This is a genomic window from Paracoccus salipaludis, from assembly GCF_002287065.1.
In the GTDB taxonomy this organism is placed as follows: Bacteria; Pseudomonadota; Alphaproteobacteria; order Rhodobacterales; family Rhodobacteraceae; genus Paracoccus; species Paracoccus salipaludis.
The window spans coordinates 202305-220371 of the sequence record NZ_NSJZ01000005.1 but is presented as its reverse complement, the minus strand read 5'-3'; the positions used below and the strand labels follow the sequence as shown (position 1 = coordinate 220371).

Here is an 18067-nt window from a genome sequence, read left to right as displayed (position 1 = left end):
ACGCCGCCCCTTCGCAACCTGCCGGGAAGGCCGTCAGGCCTCCCCGTGCACCCATATCCCCACAAGGGCTGCCGCCGCCACGAGCGCCAGGAACAGGTTGATCGAGATCAGCACCCAGCCCGGCAGCTTGCGGATGTCGGGCGCCAGCAGCTCGGTCCGGAAGATCTGCCGCCACACCCCGGCGATGAAGCAGAAGATCGAGAAGAGAATCAGGACCGAGGCCTGGCCCATGATCATCCAGCCGGGAATCAGCCCTTCCAGCAGGGCGCGCGCGCCGATGCCGCTGGCAAGGCCGACAAGGCCGGTGCGCACCCAGGCCGCATAGGTCCGCTCGGCGGCGAAGACGGTGCGGTCGCCCGCAAGCTCGGTGCGCCGCTCGGCGCTGTCCTTTGTGACGACGGCGGCCTTGGCCGTCACCTGCGCTGCCTTGGCCGAGGTTTGTGCGGCCTCCGAGGTCCTCGATGCCGCCTGGGTCGTCTGCTGCGCGGCAGCGCTGGTGTCCTCGGCCGCGCTTGCGGCGCTTTCCGCGGCATCCTGCGTCTGCCGGGCCGTCCGGCTCACGGCCTCGGCCGCGTTCTCGACCTTGCGCTCGTCCATGTTCTCCTCGGGGCAGGCTCAATCGCGGACCAGTCTATAACCCCCTCGGGCGGCCTGTCGCCGGAGAATCGCATGGTCCTGCAGAGGGGGCGTGGATGCGCAGGAGGGCCCTCTCGCAACCTGGCCGGGAAGCTATGTTTCAGGGAATTGCGATCCGGCGCACGGGGCCGGCCGGCGGGTCTCGGATGACGATCCCGATGATGTTGAAAAGCCTGCCTGGGCAGGAAAAAGTGGGAAACAGCCCATGATAGTTTAAGAAGAACGGCTCCATATCTTTTTGGACAGATTGCGACGCAGGGCGTAGAATGGTTGATGGCGATCAAGACGATCGTCTTGAATATGTCACCTGTTTCATGTGCTTGCCTGTTTCTTGTTTGGTGACGCGGCAGCAAGACCACCCGCGCAGCCCTGCTGCGCGGGTCCTTTCATGACTGCAACCGGCCGTCTGCCGTGCCAGGGCGCGGATCGCCCGTCCGGCTGCGAGGATCTCTGGAACGGGACGTAACCGAATGCCGCCCCGGCAGCCGCCTGGCACTGTTCCGGGACGGGAGGGATCAGGTCAGTGGGCGCCGGATGCGTCCGGGACGGCCTCGGCGCCGGACCGTGCGGGTCGGGGCTTCTGCGCCCCCCGGTAATAGGGGATGATCTCGCGCGGGGTCATGGGCCGGGGCGCCTTGCGGCCATAGAAGAAGACGCCGCTTGCGCCGTCCTGCGCATAGGCCGGGGGAATGAGCCGGTCGAGGTACTGCGTCCAGAAGAAGGCGAGCTTGGCAAGCTTCCCGGCCGCATTCGAGCGGAAGATCCCGCGGGCGAGATGATCCACCGACCACATGAACTGGATGCCCGGCCCCCCGCAGGAGCCCGACGCCACATGGGCGAAGTTGCGGAACAGGTAACGGTGCCCGCTTTCGGTGAAGCGCGTGAAATCATAGGGGCCTTCGTGCACCTGCTGCATGAAGGGCGTTTCGGCATAAACCAGGCCGTCGTCCTTCAGGACCCGCCAGATCTCGGACACGACCTGCGCGGGCTGAAGCACATGTTCCAGCACGGCCTGGACGACCACGGCATCGAACATCCCGTCCGGCAGCGGCAGGTGATGGCCGTCGGCGATGAACTGGACATGAGGCGAATCATAGATGTCGAAGCTGAGCACGGCGATGTCGGGATGGTCGTAAAGCGGCTCCATCCCCTGGCCGATGCTGCCGCCGCCAACGACCAGCAGGCGGGTCGGGCGCCCCGTCGCCTCGAGATCGGCGATCAGCCGGCGCACGTTCTGCACGGTTTCCTTCCGGGTCGGCGACAGGACCCGCTTCACCCCGCGCTTGAGCCCGCCGTAATCGTGGCGGGCAATCTGGCTGCCGCCCGACGAGCGCGCGATCTCCTCTTCGGCCAGCACCGAGTCGGCGAAGTCGATCAGGACCGGCTTGCCGTTCACGACCGCGTAGCTGTGACCGTCGGCGCAGGTCAGGCGGTCGGGCGCGACCCGCGCGAGGGGAGCCATCGTCCGCGGGCAGCGAAGAAGGGAAAGACTGTCCTCGGAACCGACGATCATCTTCGTCCTCCAGACACTTTGACGAATGCTACACGCAGGCACCCCGTCCGGCAACAGGACAGCGCCCGCCGCCGGCACGATTGCCGCGCAGTCCGCGGGAAAGCGGCGCCGCCTTCAGTCCGCCGTCAGCGACGCGACGCGCCGCAGTCCGAGGCGGTATCCTTCCGTCCCGCAGCCCGCGATCACCCCGTCGGCGCGCAGGCTGACATAGGAATGGTGGCGGAAGCCTTCGCGCTGGTGGACGTTCGAGATGTGGACCTCGATCACCGGCCCGTCGAAGGTCTTGAGCGCGTCAAGGAGGGCGACGGAGGTATGGGTGAAGGCGGCCGGGTTGATGACGATGCCTGCGGCGGCGTCCCGCGCCTCGTGGATCCAGTCGATCAGCTGGCCCTCGTGGTTGGATTGCAGGAAGCGGATGTCCACGCCCAGCTCGGCGGCCAGCGTCGCGCAGTCGCGTTCCACGTCGGCCAGCGTCTCGTGCCCGTAGATCTCGGGCTGGCGCTTGCCCAGCAGGTTCAGGTTGGGACCGTTCAGGATGAAGATCAGGCGGGGCATGTCGTCCTTTCATGCGCGGCGGAGGGGTCGAAGCCGCGCTCAGTCGTCCCAGTCGGGCGCGAAGTCATAGTCGCAGTAGCGCCGCCCCTCGGCGAGGCCGTGGATCGCGGCCATCTCGTCCCCGGACAGCGCGAAGTCGAAGATGTCGAGGTTCTCGGCCTGCCGCGCGGGCCTGGATGAACGGGGGATCGCCGCCACGCGGTCCTGCTGGACCAGCCAGCGCAGCGTGACCTGCGCGGGTGTCTTGCCGTGGCGCGCCGCGATCTGCTGCAGCAAAGGCACGTCGGCCACCGCGCCCCGCGCGATCGGCAGATAGGCCACCAGCAGCATGTCGGCCCGGGCCATGCGCTCAAGCAGGCGGGCCTGCGACAGGAAGGGGTGGTATTCCACCTGGTTGCAGAACAGGTCCGCCTTGTGGACGTCCAGTGCCTCGTCCAGCAGCGGCAGGGTGAAGTTGGCGACCCCGATCAGCCGGGTGCGGCCGGCGGCCCTTTCGGCGGCAAAGGCGGCCAGGGTCTCGCCCAGGGGGATGTCGCGGGCGGGCCAGTGGACCAGCAGCAAGTCCACCCGGTCCAGCCCCAGCCGGTCCAGGCTTTCGGCCATGCGGGCATGGACGTCGTCCGGGCGCAGGTCGCTGGGCCAGATCTTGGTGGTCACGAACAGCTCGTCGCGCGGCACGCCGCTGTCGCGGATCGCGCGGCCGACCTCGATTTCGTTGCCATAGCGGATGGCGGTGTCCAGATGGCGATAGCCCATGGCGATCGCGCTGCGGATCGCGGCCTCGCCCTCGGGTCCGGTCAGCTGGTATGTCCCCAGCCCCAGCGCGGGGACGGCCTCGCCCCGGATCGTCTTCAGCATCCCTGGTCCCCCGTTTCCCTTGGGCCTGCAACCTAAGGGCCTGCCCGGCGGCTTGTCAAAGCGGCGGCCGCGCGGGCCTGCCCCAACGGTCCCATTGGCGGAAAACCGAAGCCCTGCTACAGCTTGGGCAAACCCCGGTCGGATGGACGAGCATGGACCAGGATCACAAGCCGCCGGTGCTGATTTCCTCGGCCGGCCGGCGGGCGGCGCTGCTTGCGGCCTTCCGCGAGGCGGGGGCGGGAGTCGTCCATGCCTGCGACCTGAACCCCGATCTTTCGGCGGCCTGCCGGCTGGCCGACGCCGCCCATGCGGTGCCGCGCTGCGACGCGCCGGGCTTTGCCGAGGCGGTCGAGGCCATCGTGCGGGAAAACGGCATCCGGCTGGTCGTGCCCACCATCGACACCGAGCTTTCCGCCTATGCCGAGGCTGCCGGACGGTTTGCCGCCCTGGGCGCGCGGGTCCATGTCTCGGACCCCGCAACCATCGCCGTCGTGCGCGACAAGCACCTGACGATGCAGGTCCTGGGCGCGGCGGGCGTGCCTGTCCCCGAGACGCGGACCGAGGCCGAGTTGCGCGCCGACCCCCGAAGCCTTGGCTGGCCTGTCTTCGCCAAGCCCGCGGGCGGCAGCGCCAGCCGGGGTCTTGCGGTTTATGCCTCGCCCGGCGACCTGCCCGAGAGCTTCCCCGAGCCGATGATCTTCCAGACCCGGCTGTCGGGGCCGGAATACACGGTCAACATCTTCCTGGACCAGGCGGGCGAGCTGCGCTGCGCCATCCCGCACCTGCGGCTTCAGACCCGCGCGGGCGAGGTGGAAAAGGGCCGGACCGAGCGGCGGGCCGACCTGGCCGCCATCGCCCGCAAGGTGGCCGCCGCCCTGCCCGGCGCGCGGGGCGTCCTGTGCTTCCAGGTGATCGACGATCCCCGCCACGGGCCGCGCGTCTTCGAGGTCAACGCCCGCTTTGGCGGCGGCTATCCGCTGGCCCATCACGCGGGCGCGCGATTTGCCGACTGGCTGCTGGACGAGATCGACGGCCGCCCCTGCCGCGCCCATGACGGCTGGCGCGAGGGCGTCACGATGCTGCGCTATGACGATGCCGTCTTCCTTGGCTGAGCGGATCGTCTTCGACCTGGACGACACGCTGTATCTGGAACGCGACTTCGCCTTCAGCGGATACCGCGCGGCCGGCGACTGGCTGGAAGCGCGGGGCGCGGTCCCGCCGGGCCTCGGTGCCCGGTTCGCGGGTGCCTGCCGCGAGCTCTTCGCGCAAGGCGAGCGGCGCGCCATCTTCGATCGCGCGGCGCAGGAACTTGGGCTGGACCCGGAACTCGTGCCCGACCTGATCGAACTGTATCGCAGCCACATGCCCCGGATCGGGCTGTGCCCGGACGCGGTGCGCTATCTGGGTGGGCATCGCGGCTTTGCCCTCATCTCGGACGGGGTCGAGCAGACGCAGCGCAACAAGATCGCGGCGCTGGGCCTGCAGGCGCATTTCGACCTTGTCCTTCCGACGGGGCAATGGGGGGCGGGCTACGGCAAGCCGCATCCGCGCGCCTATGAGCTTGTCGCCGCCGCCTCGGGCGGGCGGACCTGCGTCTATGTCGCGGACAACGCGGCCAAGGACTTCCTTGCGCCGAACCGGATGGGCTGGATCACGGTCCAGATCCTGCGGCCCGGCCGCGTGCACGAAGGCAGCCCGCCCACCCCCGACCACGCGGCAGGGGCAGTGATCGGAAGCCTCGATCAGCTGGACCAGGCCATCGCCGCCCTGCGCGGCTGAAGCGCGGCGCCCAGCACGGCGTCCCATTGCGCCATGATCCGGCCCTGCTCGAACCGGGCGGCGGCGATATGGGCCGCCTGGCCCAGGCGGTTGCGCAAGGCGGGATCGGCGGCAAGCCGCGTCATTGCGCCCGCCAGCGCCGCCACGTCGCCGGGCGGGACCAGAAAACCGTTCCGGCCTTCGACGATCATCTCGGAAGGGCCGTAGGGACAGTCGAAGGATACCACCGGCAGGCCCGAGCAGGTCGCCTCGGCCACGACGTTGGAAAACCCCTCGAATCGCGAGCTGACCACCAGCACATGCCCCGCCCCCAGCCATTCCTGCGGCCCACGGACGATGCCGGGCAGCGAGACGCGGCCCTCCAGGCCCGAGGCCCGGACCAGGTTCTCCAGCGGCGCGCGCTCGGGTCCCTCTCCGAAGATGGTCAGGCGTGCGCCGAGATGGGGCACCCGGGCAAAGGCCCGGATCAGCAGGTCGAAGCCCTTTTGCCGGTCCAGCCGCCCTGCGGCGACGAAATGGCAGTCGGGGCCGGGCGAGGCGCGGCGAAAGGGAACCGCGTCGCAGAAGTTGGGGATCACCACCGCGCGTTCCTGCAGCGCCGGGGACAGGTCGTCATGCTGGCCCCTGGTCTGCATCACGATCCCGGCCGCGCCATGGGCGAGGACCTGCTGGGCGCGGTTCCAGAAGCCGGGCGACTGCATCAGCGGGTTGTTGCGTTCCGAGATGACGACCGGGATGCTCGTCCCCCGCGCGGCCAGCATCGTCAGGCAGTTCACCTTGGTCAGGAAGGACAGGGTCACGTCCGGTTGCACCCGGCGGATCAGCCCCCGGATCGCGGCCAGCCGCCGCAGGTGCAGCAGCTTGTCGGGCCGCGCGCCGTCGGCCAGGAGATGCAGGCGGACGTCGGGCGGATAGTGGAAGAACGGGCCCGCAGGCGGCATGAACATGCCCGCCACGTGAACCTCGTCCCCTTGCGCGTGGCGATGCGCCCCGATCGCGGCCATGATCTTCTCGGCTCCGCCCGTGCCGAAGCCGCCTTGTATCATCAACAGCCTCACTCGGCGGCCTCCATGCGCAGGGGGGTGACGGGGCCGGGGGCGTTCAGCGCGGCCTCGACGATCGGGGCGTTGATGTTCTTGGTCTGCAGGAAGATGCGGCCGATGTATTCGCCGAGGATCCCCAGGAACATCGCGTTCAGCGTCATCGACATCAGAAGCAGCACCACCAGCGTGGCGAAGCCCGGCGGCCATTCCTGCCCGAACAGCAGCTTGCCCACCAGATAGCCCAGCAGCACCAGGAAGGTGAACAGCCCCGCCAGCAGCGACACGGTCGAGGCCAGCCGCAGCGGCAGCAGCGAATGGTTGACCAGCCCGTCCACCGCCAGCCCCAGCATGGCGCGGAAGGGGAACTTGGACTGTCCCGCCGCCCGCGCCGCGCGGTCGTAGTCGAAGCCCACCTGCCGGAAGCCCATGGCGCTGATCATGCCGCGCATGTAGGGCGAGCGGTCCTCGGAGCGGCGGATCTGGTCCAGGATCACCCGGTCGGTCAGGCGGAACTCGCCCGCGTTGCGCGGCAGGTCGTCGGCGCTGACGCGGTCGATGAACCAGTAGAACCCCCGCCTGAGCGCGGCCACTACCGGGCCGTCGGGCAGGCTGCGGCGGATCCCGTAGACGACCTGATTTCCCTGGCGCCAAAGGTCCAGCATGGTCGGGATCAGCTCGGGCGGGTCCTGCAGGTCGCTGTCCAGCTGGATCGCGCAGTCGCCCCGCGCCGCCTTGTAGGCGAACATCACCGAGGCCTGGTAGCCCACGTTGCGCGAAAAGCGGAACACGCGGACGCGCGGGTCCTCCTCGGCGATCTCGCGCAGGATGGCAAAGGTCAGGTCGGTGGAATGGTTGTCGGTGAAGATGATCTCGGCCTCGACATCCTCGAGGCCGTCCAGCACCGCCGCGACGCGCGCATGGCACCTGCGGATGTTCTCTTCCTCGTTGAGGCAGGGGATCAGGATCGAGATCAGGGTCATGCGAGGCACTCCTGCGGGGACATGATGCGCGCCCGCTCCCAGGTGATCGTTTCGCGCAGGCCCTCGGCCAGCCCGACGTGCGGCTGCCAGCCAAGGGCGGTGATTTCGGGCGAAGGGCGGCTGGACACCACATGCGCGGCCGTGGCGGGGACGGCCGGGGGCGGGGGAAGGAGGGCATCGGGCCGCGCCACCAGCGCCGCGACGGCGTCGGCGAGATGGCCCGCGAGCAGGGGGCGCCCGGTCGCCACGGTGACGATGGGCGGCAGGGCGGCGGCATGGTCGGCCACAAGCCGCAAGGCCGCCACGCAGTCGCGGACATGGATCAGGTCGCGCTGCGCCTGCGGCCGCAGCACCCTGGCCGGAAGGCCGGACAGGGCCTTGCGGATCAGGCCGGGGACCAGGAAATCCGGGGACTGGTCGCCGCCATAGGTCAGGCACAGCCGCGCCGTGACGGCGGGCAGGCCCAGGCGCGCGCGCGCCAGGCGCAGGACATGGGTGCCCATCAGCGCGGACAGCCCGTAGCCATCCCTCGGGCGCTCGGCCGCGTCGGGGTCGAGCACCCGGTCCGTTTCGCCCAGTTCCGCCAGCGATCCGGTGCGGACGATCGCGGGCGGGTCGTCCAGCTGCCGCAGGGCGTCCAGAAGGACCCGCAGCGGCGCGACATTGGCGGCGGTCGCGTCTTCCAGGTCCGACAGGTCGTCCCGCGCGGGGGTCCGCGTGCGGGCGGCCAGGTGGAAGACCCGCCGGGGACCGGCGCGGGCCACCACCGCGGCGACTGCGGGGGCGTCCAGCGGATGGGCGCGGACCAGGCTGATGCGGTCCGCGACATCCGCCAGCCGCCAGGGGTCGCTGCCGGGGCGGGCCAGCACGGTGACCTCCTCTCCTCGCGCCACGCAGTCGCGCACGAGATGCGAGCCGATGAAGCCCGTCCCCCCCGTGATCAGCACCCGTGCCATGGCCTTACCCTTCGGCGCCGCCGACGATCCGGGGGTAGGGAAGCGGCACGATGAACCGGCCGCCCGCCGCCTCGTAGTCGTGCAACTGGTCCCGGATCTCGTCGAAGAAGTTCCAGGCCAGCACCAGAAGGTAGTCGGGCTTCGTTTCGGCGATGATCTCGGGACCGTGGATCGGGATCAGGACGCCCGGCGACAGCGTGCCCTGCTTCAGCGGGTTGCGGTCCACCAGATAGTCCAGCGTCTCGGGGCCGACGCCGAAATAGTTCAGCAGGGTGTTGCCCTTGGCCGCCGCCCCGTAGCCCGCGATGGATGCGCCCGCGGCCTTGAGATCGGCCAGCATCCAGACCAGCCGGTCGCGGATGTCCTCGACCCGTTGCGCGAACTTGACGAAGGCCTCGGCGCTCTGCATTCCGGCCTCGCGCTCGGCCTCCAGCATGGCGGTGACCTCGGCGGAGGGGGCCTGGGCGGCCCCGGCCTTGCGCATGAAGACCCGCATCGAGCCGCCGTGGACCGGAAGGCGCGTCACGTCCACCACCGCCATGCCCGTCGCCTCGGCCAGCCGCACCAGCGACATCAGGCTCATCTCGGACATGTGCTCGTGATACACGTTGTCGAACTGGTTGGTCAGCAGGATGTCGCGGCCCCAGGGGACCTCGACCACGAACCAGCCGTCATCGGAAAGAAGCGTGCGCACGCCCTCCATGAAGCCGTGCAGGTCGCCGATGTGGTTCAGCGTGTTGGTGGTGGAAATCACCTGCGCCGGACCGCGCAGGGCGCGGACCTCGGCCGCGGTTTCGGGGCCGAAATAGGCGACATGCACCTCGACCCCGTTCGCGGCGGCATTGGCGACAAGGTTCGCCGCCGGGTCGATCCCCAGCGTGCGCGCGCCCATGCGGTTGGCGAAGGACAGCATCAGGCCGTCGTTGCAGCCCACGTCCACGATCAGGCCGCCCTGGGCGATGTCGGTCAGGACGCCGGCCAGGCCCTCGAAATGGCCGTGCATGGTCCGCGCCCCCGAGGGGACGTAAAGGTAATGCGTGAAGAAGCCGTCCGGGATCTGGTCGGCCACCTGGATCATGCCGCAATCCAGGCAGGCCTGCGTGTTCAGCGGAAAGGCCGGCTGCGGCGCGTCGCGGTCCTCGGGGCGGACGAACATGTTGGCCGGCGGATGGTCGCCCATCGGCAGGAACAGCATGAGGTTGTCCGAGGCACAAGCGCGGCAGCGGTCGAGCTGGTCGGGGCGGCGGGCTTGGTCCTTCATCATCCGGCCTTTCTGCTGGCGTGATCGGCGAAGTCCTGGAAAGAGGCGTGCATGTAGTCGATCTGGTCGTCCGTCAGCCCGTGGTGGCAGGCCATCAGGATGCCGCCGCGCATCACCGCGTCGGCAACCGGATAGCCGCCGGGGGCCTCGCGCCGGGGCTGGTTGCGCATGGCGGGCTGGCGCAGGATGTTGCCGGTGAAGACGGGCCGGGTCTGGATGTCGCGGCGCTCCATCCAGATCTGCAGGTCGCGCCGGGTGAAGGGGGCCTCGGGCCGGACGGTCAGCGGGAAGGCCAGCCAGCCGGTGACGGACTCGGGCAGCTGCCGGGGCAGGATGAACCAGTCCCCGTAGGCCGAGAAGAAGTCGAGATGGCGGGTGAAGTTCGCCTCGCGCGCGGCGATGTTGGCCTGAAGGCGGCCAAGCTGGACCAGCCCGAAGGCCGCGCCCATCTCGGACGGCTCCATGTTGTAGCCCAGTTCCTCGAACAGGAACTTGGCGTCATAGGGGATGCCGTCCAGGTCCACGTTGAAGCGGTTCTCGATCGTCTCGCTTTCCACGAACAGCGACGAGGTCCGCCCCCAGGACCGCAGCAGCAGCGCGCGCCGGGCCAGCGCCTCGTCGTTGACGCACAGCATCCCGCCGTTGCCCGCGCAGTTGATGACATGGCTGCCGTAGAAGCTGGTGGTCGAGATGTCCGACCACGTCCCGGTGCTGGTCCCGCCGATGGTGGCGCCCAGGGTGTCGGCGCTGTCCTCGATCACCTTCAGCCCGTGGGCGTCGGCGATCCGGCGGATGCGGGGCCAGTCGGGCAGGTTGCCGATCAGCGAGGGCACCATGATCGCGCGGGTGTCGGGGCCGATCATCGCCTCGATCCGGTCCGCGTCGATGTTGTAGGTGCCCTCGGCCGCGTCCACGAAGGCCGGCACCAGCCCGTGCTGGAGAAGGGGCGCCACGGTGGTGGCGAAGGTCAGCGCGGGCGTGATGACCTCGGACCCCGCGGGCAGGTCCAGCAGCGCGACCGCGAGGAAGTTCGCGGACGAGCCCGAGTTCACCATGATCCCGTGCCGCTTGGCGAAAAGGGCGGCCACCCGCTCCTGCATCTCGCGCACATGCTTGCCCATCTGGGTCGAGCTGCGCAGCACCGCCGTGACGGCGGCGATTTCTTCCTCTCCATGGACGGTCTGGCCGTAATTGACGCGCATATCACCCTCGTGAAACGGAAAACTGGCTGGCTTGCGGGGCGGAAACTGAAAAGGGAAGGACGGCCGGACGCAGGCGGGCCGCGTATTCGGCGATCTGGGTCAGGGACAGGCGCAGCATGTCGGCGCCCGCGGCCTGGGCGCGGTACCAGGCGGCCGTCATCGCCAGCGCCTCGCGCAGCGACAGCCGGGGTTGCCAGCCCAGGCGCTGCCGCGCCTTGGTGCTGTCGAGCCGCAGGATGCCGGCCTCGTGCGGCGCGTTCGGCGGCGGCTCGACCCGGAAGCGGGGGCCGCCCTCGCCCCAGGCCTCGGCCAGCATCGCGCAAAGGGTGCCGACCGGGACCGCCGCGTCATTGTCGGGGCCGAAGTTCCAGGCCCCCGCGACCTCGGTCCCGCGCCCGTCCAGCATGGCCGCGCCGATGGACAGGTAGCCCGCCAGCGGTTCCAGCACATGCTGCCAGGGCCGCAGGCTGGCGGGGTTGCGGATCACCGTCTCGCGCCCTTCCAGCGTCGCGCGCACGATGTCGGGGATCAGCCGGAAGGACGACCAGTCGCCGCCGCCGATGACATTGCCCGCGCGCACGGTGGCCAGCTGCGGCCCCGCGGGTTCGGCGAAAAAGGACTGGCGGTAGGCCTCGGCCACCAGTTCCGTGCAGGCCTTGGACGCGGAATAGGGGTCGCGCCCGCCCAGCCGGTCGGTCTCGCGGTAGCCCCAGTCCCATTCGCGGTTGTCGTAGCACTTGTCCGAGGTGACGACGATCACGCCGCTCAGCCCGTCGCGGGCGGCGCGGGCGATTTCCAGCACGTTGGCCGTGCCCACCACATTGGTGGCGAAGGTTTCGGCCGGGCGGTCGTAGCCGTCGCGCACGATCGCCTGGGCCGCCATGTGGATGATGAGGTCGGGCCGGAAGCCCGCGACCGCGCGGGCAAGGTCGCGGGGCGTGTTGATGTCGGCGAAGCGGCTGTCGCAGAGCGTGTCGATCCGCGCTAGGTGATACAGCGCCGGCTGGGTGTCGGGCGGCAGCGCGACCGCCCGCGTCTCGGCCCCCAGCCGGTCCAGCCACATCGCCAGCCAGCCGCCCTTGAAGCCGGTCTGCCCGGTCAGCAGCACCCGGCGGCCCGTGAAGGCCCCGCCGAAGGGATCGGCGGCGGGACCGGGGCCGGTATGGTGACGGAGGTCGTTCATATCGCCAGCGCCAGGTGTTCGCGCCGCCGGGTCTTTTCGTCGAAGCACAGCCAGGGCGGCGTGTCCTCCATGCAGAGCTCGTTCAGCGTGTTGCGGTCGCGCACCGTGTCCATCGGGTGCCAGAAGCCAAAATGGCGATAGGCCATCAGCTCGCCGTCCTGCGTCAGCTGGGCCAGGGGCGTCTGCTCCAGCGGCTCCATCTCGTCCACGAGATAGTCGAAGACGGCGGGCTCGAAGACGAAGAAGCCGCCGTTGATCCAGGTGTCGTGGCGGCGGACCTTTTCGGTGAAGGCCTGCACCCGGTCGCCCGCAAGCTCGATCGCGCCGAAGCGGGCAGGGGGCTGGACGGCGGTGACGGTCGCCAGCTTGCCGTGGCTGCGGTGGAAATCCAGCAGGGCGCCGATGTCCACGTTGCCCAGCCCGTCCGAGTAGGTGACCATGAAGGTCTCGTCCCCGACCCAGTCGCGCAGGCGCGCGATGCGCCCGCTGGTCATGGTATGCGCGCCCGTGTCCACGACCGAGACGTTCCAGCCGCCCTTGCTGATGGGGGACAGCCGCACCTCGCCCGTGTCCACCGAAACGCTGATGTCATTGGCGATCAGGTGGTAGTTGGCGAAGAACTGCTTGAGCATCATCGCCTTGTAGCCGGCGGCCACGATGAAGTCGGTGTGGCCGAACTGGCAGTAGATATCCATCACGCGGGCGATGATGGGGCGGCCGCCGACCTCGACCATGGGCTTCGGGATGGCCACGGTTTCCTCGGCAAGGCGAGAGCCGAGGCCGCCCGCGAGCAGGATCGTCTTCATGGAGTGCCTCCTGGATTGTCCGGGATTGCGCCGGCGGGAAGCCAGAGCGTTCCGGTCCCGTATCGGTCGTTGATTTCGGGGATGGCCCTGGGCTGGTAGCCATGGGCACGGGCATAGTCTTCCAGCGGGGTTTCCAGCGCGGGATCGAAGCCCGTGAGGATGGCCGCCGGAGGCCGGGCATCGAACAGCCGCGCCAGGTCCTCGGGGCCTGCCATGACGTAGGATGCGCGCAGGCCGGGGGCGATGTGGCCCGCCACGCGCCAGGCAAAGGGGCCGGACGCGAATTCGGGATAGATCGGCAGGCCGGCCTGCAGGGGATAAAGGGGCGACAGCGTGGCGACCGGCCCGGCGGCGATCCCGTCCGGGGCGGCCAGGCGGGCCAGCGCCTCGGCCCCGTGGCTCAGGCGCGCGGGCGTCAGGCGGTCGGGGTGGCGCAGGTCGGCCAGCCCCGTGGCCAGGCGCGGCAGCGCGACCGCCCCCATCAGGACGACGGCGGCGGGCAGGGCGCGCAGCAGGACGGACCGGGGCGCCGGCGGCAGGGCGCGGATCGCCAGCGCCGCCAGCACCGGAAGCCCCGCCAGCGGCTGGACGAAATACTGCGGAAAGGCCGGGGTCGGGACAAAGGCCAGCGCCGCCGCGGTCAGCATCGCCGCGCCGGCCACCGCCGCCGCCTGCGCGGCCCGCGCACCATCCGTCCCGCGCGCGGGTTGCCGCGGGCGCATCGTCCAGGCCATTGCGGCGACGAACAGTCCCAGGATCGCGCCACCGGCCAGCCAGGCGCCCTGCGCCAGTTGGACCTTGCCCGGCAGCCCCATGGCCAGCCCCGGCTCAAGGGCGGCATTGGCCTGCCAGAAGGCGACGTGCGGGCCCGAATGATAGCGCAGCACATGGTCGAAGAAGGTGGGCTCGGTCAGCGCCAGCCAGAACAGCGGCAGCGCCCCGGCAAGCCCGCCCAGCGCGACCGGCAGCGCGGTCAGCCGCGCACGCCGGGCCAGGGGAAGGCCGCGCGGCAGCAGGAAGCAGGCCGCCACGACCGCGGGGACGAAGGCGATGGCGCTGGCCTTCATCCCGGCCGCCACCGACAGCGACAGCCCGGCCGCGAAGTAGAGGCCGAAGGGCGAGCGCCCGCTCAGGTGCGCCGCCGAGAACAGCGCCAGCCCCAGCAGGATGAAGGGCAGCGGCAGCAGGTTGTTCGTGGCGGCCATGCCGGCCTGCGACAGAAGCGTCTCGCTGCCCAGGGGGATCGCCGCCGCGAACAGGCCCACGCGTGCCGAGCCTGCGATCCGCCAGCCCGCCCAGAAGGCCCCGCCCAGCAGCAGCAGCCAGGCCAGAAAGACCGTCAGCCGCGCCGACGTCAGCAGATCCAGCCCCGGCAACGCGAGGTGGACCGCCCGGAAGGCCCAAGCCGAGTAGGGCACGTGGTTGTAGAACTGCCCGGAATACAGCGCCCAGTCCCCCAGGGTGGCGGCGGGCGGGACGAACATCCATTCGTCGCGGCGCAGGTCAAAGCCCATGATGCGCCCGTAAAGCGCCGCGCCCAGCAGAAGCAGGCCCCCGACCGCCAGCATGGCCAGCAGCGCCTGGCGGGACAGGCTGCGGGGGGCGGGCAGGTCGGTGACGCTCATGACCGGCCCCCTGCTGCGTGAAAGCCCATGACGCGGCCGATCAGCCCCCAGGACAGAATAACCGTCGCGGGCAGGACCAGCGCCTGCGCGGCCAGCGGCCCCATGCCCGCCGCCAGCAGCCCGCGCAACGCCAGCGCGTTCAGCGCCCAGATCAGCAGATAAGCGCCGACATAGGCGGGCAGGCGGCCCCAGCCCCGCACGGCAAAGACCAGCCGGGCGTGCAGGCGGTAGTTCCACAAGGCGCCCAGCAGGAACTGCAGCGCCAGCGCCGCCTGCGCGGGCAGCCCGGCCAGCACGCCCGCCGCGTAGACGCCATACCCGAAGGCGGTGTTCAGCACGCCCACGGCGAGGAAGCGCAGAAAGGCCGTGCGCGCCTCGGGGCGAAGGGGCAGGGCCGCCGAGGTCATGCCGCAGCCTCCCGTTCCAGCGCCCGGCTGTCGCCTTCGGCCTCAAGCCCGGTCGCGGTCAGGATGATGCGGTTGACCAGGTCCACGTCATGGTGCTCGCAGACCTGACGGCGCGCCTCGGCCCCCATGCGCCGGACCAGCGAGGGGTCCTCGACGAAGGCCCCCATCGCGCGGGCCAGCGCGGGCACGTCGCCCGCCGGCACCACGAGACCCGAGCGCCCGTCGGCCACCGTCTCGCGGCAGCCGGGCGCGTCGGTGGTGATGACGGGGCGGCCGCAGGCCATGGCTTCGAGGATGGTGCGCGGCACGCCCTCGCGCAGGCGGGTCGGCAGCACGACCACATGGGCGCGGTGCAGGTGCGGGACCACGTCGCGCGTTTCGCCCAGCACCACCGCCTCGCCCGAGGCCTGCCAGCGCGCCAGCAGCTCGGGCGCGATCGCGTCGGGGTTGCTGTCGGTCGGGCCCAGCAGTTCCAGCCGGACGGGCAGCCCCTGCGCCCGCAGCAGGCGGGCGGCGGCGAGGGCGTCCTCGACCCCCTTGCTGCGCAGCATCCGGCCCACGAACAGGAAGACCGGCGGCCCCGGCGGAAGGGGCGCGGGCGCGAAGCGCGCGGTATCGACGCCCGAGCCGGGGACCCCCACCAACCGCGCGTCGGGCGGGATCATCCGGTGGCGGCGGATGTCGTCGCGGTCCGCGTCGTTGTAGCAGAAGGCGAGGTCCACGCGCCCCGTCGCCAGCCGGTGCAGCGCGACCGAGATGTCGCGCACGATGCGCCGCTTGCCGCGCGGGCGCGGGTCCGAGAAGGCATAGCCCAGCCCGGTGAACAGGGGATAGCAGGCCGGAACCCCCGCCAGGCGCGCGGCCATGGCGCCATAGACGATGGGCTTCATGGTGTAGGGGATCACGACATCCGGCCGCTCGCGCCGCATCAGCCGGCGCAGGGCCTCCATCGTCGCCATGTCGGCCAGCGGGTTGATCCCGGTGCGCTGCATCGGCACCGTGGCGGTGCGGATGCCCAGGGATTCCAGCCTTTGGCGGATCTCGCCGTCCAGGTCGGGGGTGACGGCGGTCACATGGTGGCCGTTAGCCCGCATCCGCCGCATCAGGTCCAGCCGGAAGTTGACCAGCGACCAGCCCAGCGAGCCGATGACCATGACCCGGCGCGGCGCCGCGCCTGCCTGCGAGTGGCCGCCGGGCGGGGAAACCATCCGGTTCATGCGACCTTGTCCTGCGGTTCCTCGGCGCCGCCCGCGCGGTAGCCGGGCACCAGCTCGGCCAGCAGCCTGCGCAGCGTGGTCTCGTCCCCGGCGCGCGCGGCTTGTTCCAGCTTGCCCATCGCGGCCCGCAGCCGCGAGATCGGAACGGGCGTCGGCACGGCGCAGTTGACGCCCGCGAAGCCCGCGGGGCGGACGACCTCGTTGCGGTCGAACAGTTCCTCGAACAGCTTCTCGCCGGGGCGGATGCCCACGAACTCGATGCGGATGTCGCGGCCGGGCTCTTTCCCTGCCATGCGGATCATGCGCTCGGCGAGGTCCACGATGCGGATGGGCTTGCCCATGTCGAGAACGAAGATGCGCCCGCTTTCGTTCGGATTGCGCAACCCCTGGGCGGCCGCGACCAGCGTCAGCTCCACCGCCTCGCGGATGGTCATGAAATACCGCTCCATCCGCGGGTCCGTCACGGTCAGCGGACCGCCGCGCGCGATCTGTTCCTGGAACAACGGCACCAGCGAGCCCGACGAGCCCAGCACGTTGCCGAAGCGGACCGCGAAGAAGCGCGTCTCGCAGCCGATCTCGCGGGTGATGAGATCCTGCGCCTGGGCATAGAACTCGGCCACGCGCTTGGTGGCGCCCATGACGTTGGTGGTGTTGACGGCCTTGTCGGTCGAGACCTGGACCATCGCCAAGGCCCCCACGTCGCGGGCGGCGTCCGAGACGTTGCGGGCGCCGATGACATTGGTCAGCACGCCTTCGGCCGGGTTCTGCTCGACCAAGGGGACGTGCTTCAGGGCGGCGGCGTTGAAGACCAGCTCGGGCCGGTGCTGGCGAAACAGGGCCAGAAGCTTTTCCCGGTCGCGCACGCAGCAGATATGCAGGTGGCGCGGGACGTCGGGAAAGTGGCGGGCCAGCGAGCGGTCGACCTGGTAGGCGTTGAACTCGCAATTCTCGATCAGCACGATCTCGGCCGGACGCAGCGAGGCGATCTGGCGCACCATCTCGCTGCCGATGGACCCGCCCGCGCCCGTCACCAGCACCCGCCGCCCCTGGTAGGTCAGCGCGAGAAGCTGGCGCTCGACCCGCGCCTGCGGGCGGGTCAGGACGTCCTCGGGGTCGATGTCGCGCAGGGCGCCGCCCGGCGGGATGCGGCGCTGGTCGGGGTCGGTCAGGTCGGGCAGCGAGCGCACGCGGATGCCCCGGCCTTCCGCCCATTTCAGCAGCACCGCCATGCCGTCGCGGTCGAAATGCGTGACCGGCCCGGTCAGGAAGATCTGCCGGGGCAGGCGGTTGGCGGCCGCCAGCCGCGCCAGCACCGGCCCCGGATCGCGCACCGCCCCCAGGATCGGCACGCTGTGGAACAGAAGGCTGGCGCTGGTGCTGGAGCTGTCGATGATCCCGATGACGTCGTAGCGCGCCGGCCCCTGGCGGATTGCCCGCAGGAACAGGTCGGCCGAGGCGTCCGTGCCCACCAGCAGCACCGGCTCGCGCGGGGCGTCGGCCGTGTCGCGCGACCCCAGGCGCAGGATCTCGCGGTGGCGGGCAACCAGCCGCGCGCCACCCAGCAGCGGCATCAGCGCCAGAAGCAGGATCGGCCAGGTCGTCAGCGGCGCCTCGGGAACAAGGTCGGTGGCGTGCTCGATCCACAGGGCGACCAGCAGCGCGGTGGCCGTTCCCGGCACAAGGATCGGCAGATCCGGCAGCGAGGACGAGCGCGCGTGCCGCCGGTAGAAGCCGAAGCAGGTGAAGACGGGCATTCCCACCAGCAGCACCAGCGCCACCAGCCGGGGCAGGGCAGCCAGTTCGGTCATGCCGAAATGGGGGCCCGCCGACAGCAGAAGGGCCGTTCCGCAGGCCAGCACGACCCCCACTGCATCGGCAAGGACCAGCTTGTGGTTGGCATGCAGCTGCGCCTTCAGGCTGGCGGCCTGGGCGCGAATGGCCGCGTTCAAACCCTCTCCCGTGTCTCCGACGTCTGCGTGCATGGTGTGTCGAGTCCTGCCCGGATGAAGCGGGATCGTTCGGAAGCGACCCCTGCCAGCAGTCTTG

General features: G+C 70.5%; 17 protein-coding genes and 1 tRNA gene. 2 read left to right on the top strand and 16 right to left on the bottom strand.

Annotated features, from left to right (window positions below):
• Positions 1-33: 33 nt before the first annotated feature.
• The 5 genes from CK240_RS08735 to CK240_RS18660 form a co-directional block, all read right to left on the bottom strand.
• The gene (locus tag CK240_RS08735) at positions 34-597 is read right to left on the bottom strand and encodes a DUF202 domain-containing protein (protein WP_095639955.1); all 564 of its coding nucleotides are present in this window, start codon (positions 595-597) and stop codon (positions 34-36) included.
• Between the two features lie 559 nt (positions 598-1156).
• Positions 1157-2098: a class I SAM-dependent methyltransferase gene (locus CK240_RS18950; protein WP_240517347.1), complete on the bottom strand. Its 942-nt coding sequence runs from the start codon at positions 2096-2098 to the stop codon at positions 1157-1159.
• Between the two features lie 165 nt (positions 2099-2263).
• Positions 2264-2704, bottom strand: coding sequence for a type II 3-dehydroquinate dehydratase (aroQ, locus tag CK240_RS08725; RefSeq protein ID WP_095639953.1), 441 nt, complete (start codon positions 2702-2704; stop codon positions 2264-2266).
• Positions 2705-2743: 39 nt separating this feature from the next.
• A complete protein-coding gene (locus CK240_RS08720) occupies positions 2744-3562 on the bottom strand; it encodes an aldo/keto reductase (RefSeq protein WP_095639952.1) in 819 nt (272 codons plus the stop codon).
• A 228-nt stretch (positions 3563-3790) separates the two neighbouring features.
• Positions 3791-3867, bottom strand: a tRNA-OTHER gene (locus CK240_RS18660).
• A gap of 6 nt (positions 3868-3873) precedes the next feature.
• Between CK240_RS18660 and CK240_RS08715 the strand changes: the two genes are divergently transcribed.
• Together CK240_RS08715 and CK240_RS08710 are read left to right on the top strand one after the other, a co-directional pair.
• Positions 3874-4674 (top strand): ATP-grasp domain-containing protein, encoded by an 801-nt coding sequence (locus tag CK240_RS08715; RefSeq protein WP_167650001.1) that lies wholly within the window; start codon positions 3874-3876, stop codon positions 4672-4674.
• Positions 4649-5341, top strand: a complete 693-nt coding sequence (locus CK240_RS08710; RefSeq protein ID WP_167650000.1) for an HAD family hydrolase — start codon at positions 4649-4651, stop codon at positions 5339-5341. The genes CK240_RS08715 and CK240_RS08710 overlap by 26 nt, the downstream gene beginning before the upstream one ends.
• Here CK240_RS08710 and CK240_RS08705 read toward each other — a convergent pair.
• From CK240_RS08705 to CK240_RS08655, 11 genes are read right to left on the bottom strand one after another with little or no spacing between them, the layout of a single operon-like run.
• On the bottom strand, positions 5305-6399 hold the full coding sequence (locus CK240_RS08705; RefSeq protein WP_135058814.1) for a glycosyltransferase family 4 protein: 1095 nt from the start codon (positions 6397-6399) through the stop codon (positions 5305-5307). The two genes, CK240_RS08710 and CK240_RS08705, sit on opposite strands and share 37 nt — an antisense overlap.
• Positions 6396-7364: a glycosyltransferase family 2 protein gene (locus CK240_RS08700; RefSeq protein ID WP_095639948.1), complete on the bottom strand. Its 969-nt coding sequence runs from the start codon at positions 7362-7364 to the stop codon at positions 6396-6398. The genes CK240_RS08705 and CK240_RS08700 overlap by 4 nt, the downstream gene beginning before the upstream one ends.
• Complete coding sequence (locus tag CK240_RS08695; RefSeq protein ID WP_095639947.1) at positions 7361-8320, bottom strand: NAD-dependent epimerase/dehydratase family protein; 960 nt, start codon at positions 8318-8320, stop codon at positions 7361-7363. The genes CK240_RS08700 and CK240_RS08695 overlap by 4 nt, the downstream gene beginning before the upstream one ends.
• 4 nt (positions 8321-8324) lie before the next feature.
• Positions 8325-9581 (bottom strand): class I SAM-dependent methyltransferase, encoded by a 1257-nt coding sequence (locus tag CK240_RS08690; RefSeq protein WP_095639946.1) that lies wholly within the window; start codon positions 9579-9581, stop codon positions 8325-8327.
• A complete protein-coding gene (locus tag CK240_RS08685; protein ID WP_095639945.1) occupies positions 9581-10783 on the bottom strand; it encodes a DegT/DnrJ/EryC1/StrS family aminotransferase in 1203 nt (400 codons plus the stop codon). Before CK240_RS08685 ends, CK240_RS08690 begins: the two co-directional genes overlap by 1 nt.
• Before the next feature lies 1 nt (position 10784).
• The gene (gene rfbG / locus CK240_RS08680) at positions 10785-11966 is read right to left on the bottom strand and encodes a CDP-glucose 4,6-dehydratase (protein WP_095639944.1); all 1182 of its coding nucleotides are present in this window, start codon (positions 11964-11966) and stop codon (positions 10785-10787) included.
• Positions 11963-12772 carry a glucose-1-phosphate cytidylyltransferase gene (gene rfbF / locus CK240_RS08675; RefSeq protein ID WP_095639943.1) on the bottom strand — a complete coding sequence of 270 codons (810 nt, stop codon included), beginning with the start codon at positions 12770-12772 and terminating at the stop codon, positions 11963-11965. Before rfbF ends, rfbG begins: the two co-directional genes overlap by 4 nt.
• Positions 12769-14397, bottom strand: a complete 1629-nt coding sequence (locus tag CK240_RS08670; protein ID WP_095639942.1) for a hypothetical protein — start codon at positions 14395-14397, stop codon at positions 12769-12771. The genes rfbF and CK240_RS08670 overlap by 4 nt, the downstream gene beginning before the upstream one ends.
• A complete protein-coding gene (locus CK240_RS08665) occupies positions 14394-14804 on the bottom strand; it encodes a GtrA family protein (protein WP_095639941.1) in 411 nt (136 codons plus the stop codon). Before CK240_RS08665 ends, CK240_RS08670 begins: the two co-directional genes overlap by 4 nt.
• Positions 14801-16021 carry a glycosyltransferase family 4 protein gene (locus tag CK240_RS08660; RefSeq protein WP_095639940.1) on the bottom strand — a complete coding sequence of 407 codons (1221 nt, stop codon included), beginning with the start codon at positions 16019-16021 and terminating at the stop codon, positions 14801-14803. Before CK240_RS08660 ends, CK240_RS08665 begins: the two co-directional genes overlap by 4 nt.
• On the bottom strand, positions 16018-18003 hold the full coding sequence (locus tag CK240_RS08655; RefSeq protein ID WP_167649999.1) for a polysaccharide biosynthesis protein: 1986 nt from the start codon (positions 18001-18003) through the stop codon (positions 16018-16020). The genes CK240_RS08660 and CK240_RS08655 overlap by 4 nt, the downstream gene beginning before the upstream one ends.
• Positions 18004-18067: the final 64 nt, after the last annotated feature.

What these genes read in the sequence shown, in the direction of transcription:
- CK240_RS08735 (WP_095639955.1), bottom strand. Translation starts at nt 597, where the DNA reads ATGGACGAGCGCAAGGTCGAGAACGCGGCCGAGGCCGTGAGCCGGACG.
- CK240_RS18950 (WP_240517347.1), bottom strand. Translation starts at nt 2,098, where the DNA reads ATGGCTCCCCTCGCGCGGGTCGCGCCCGACCGCCTGACCTGCGCCGAC.
- aroQ (WP_095639953.1), bottom strand. Translation starts at nt 2,704, where the DNA reads ATGCCCCGCCTGATCTTCATCCTGAACGGTCCCAACCTGAACCTGCTG.
- CK240_RS08720 (WP_095639952.1), bottom strand. Translation starts at nt 3,562, where the DNA reads ATGCTGAAGACGATCCGGGGCGAGGCCGTCCCCGCGCTGGGGCTGGGG.
- CK240_RS08710 (WP_167650000.1), top strand. Translation starts at nt 4,649, where the DNA reads ATGACGATGCCGTCTTCCTTGGCTGAGCGGATCGTCTTCGACCTGGAC.
- CK240_RS08700 (WP_095639948.1), bottom strand. Translation starts at nt 7,364, where the DNA reads ATGACCCTGATCTCGATCCTGATCCCCTGCCTCAACGAGGAAGAGAAC.
- CK240_RS08695 (WP_095639947.1), bottom strand. Translation starts at nt 8,320, where the DNA reads ATGGCACGGGTGCTGATCACGGGGGGGACGGGCTTCATCGGCTCGCAT.
- CK240_RS08690 (WP_095639946.1), bottom strand. Translation starts at nt 9,581, where the DNA reads ATGAAGGACCAAGCCCGCCGCCCCGACCAGCTCGACCGCTGCCGCGCT.
- CK240_RS08685 (WP_095639945.1), bottom strand. Translation starts at nt 10,783, where the DNA reads ATGCGCGTCAATTACGGCCAGACCGTCCATGGAGAGGAAGAAATCGCC.
- rfbG (WP_095639944.1), bottom strand. Translation starts at nt 11,966, where the DNA reads ATGAACGACCTCCGTCACCATACCGGCCCCGGTCCCGCCGCCGATCCC.
- rfbF (WP_095639943.1), bottom strand. Translation starts at nt 12,772, where the DNA reads ATGAAGACGATCCTGCTCGCGGGCGGCCTCGGCTCTCGCCTTGCCGAG.
- CK240_RS08670 (WP_095639942.1), bottom strand. Translation starts at nt 14,397, where the DNA reads ATGAGCGTCACCGACCTGCCCGCCCCCCGCAGCCTGTCCCGCCAGGCG.
- CK240_RS08665 (WP_095639941.1), bottom strand. Translation starts at nt 14,804, where the DNA reads ATGACCTCGGCGGCCCTGCCCCTTCGCCCCGAGGCGCGCACGGCCTTT.
- CK240_RS08660 (WP_095639940.1), bottom strand. Translation starts at nt 16,021, where the DNA reads ATGAACCGGATGGTTTCCCCGCCCGGCGGCCACTCGCAGGCAGGCGCG.
- CK240_RS08655 (WP_167649999.1), bottom strand. Translation starts at nt 18,003, where the DNA reads ATGCACGCAGACGTCGGAGACACGGGAGAGGGTTTGAACGCGGCCATT.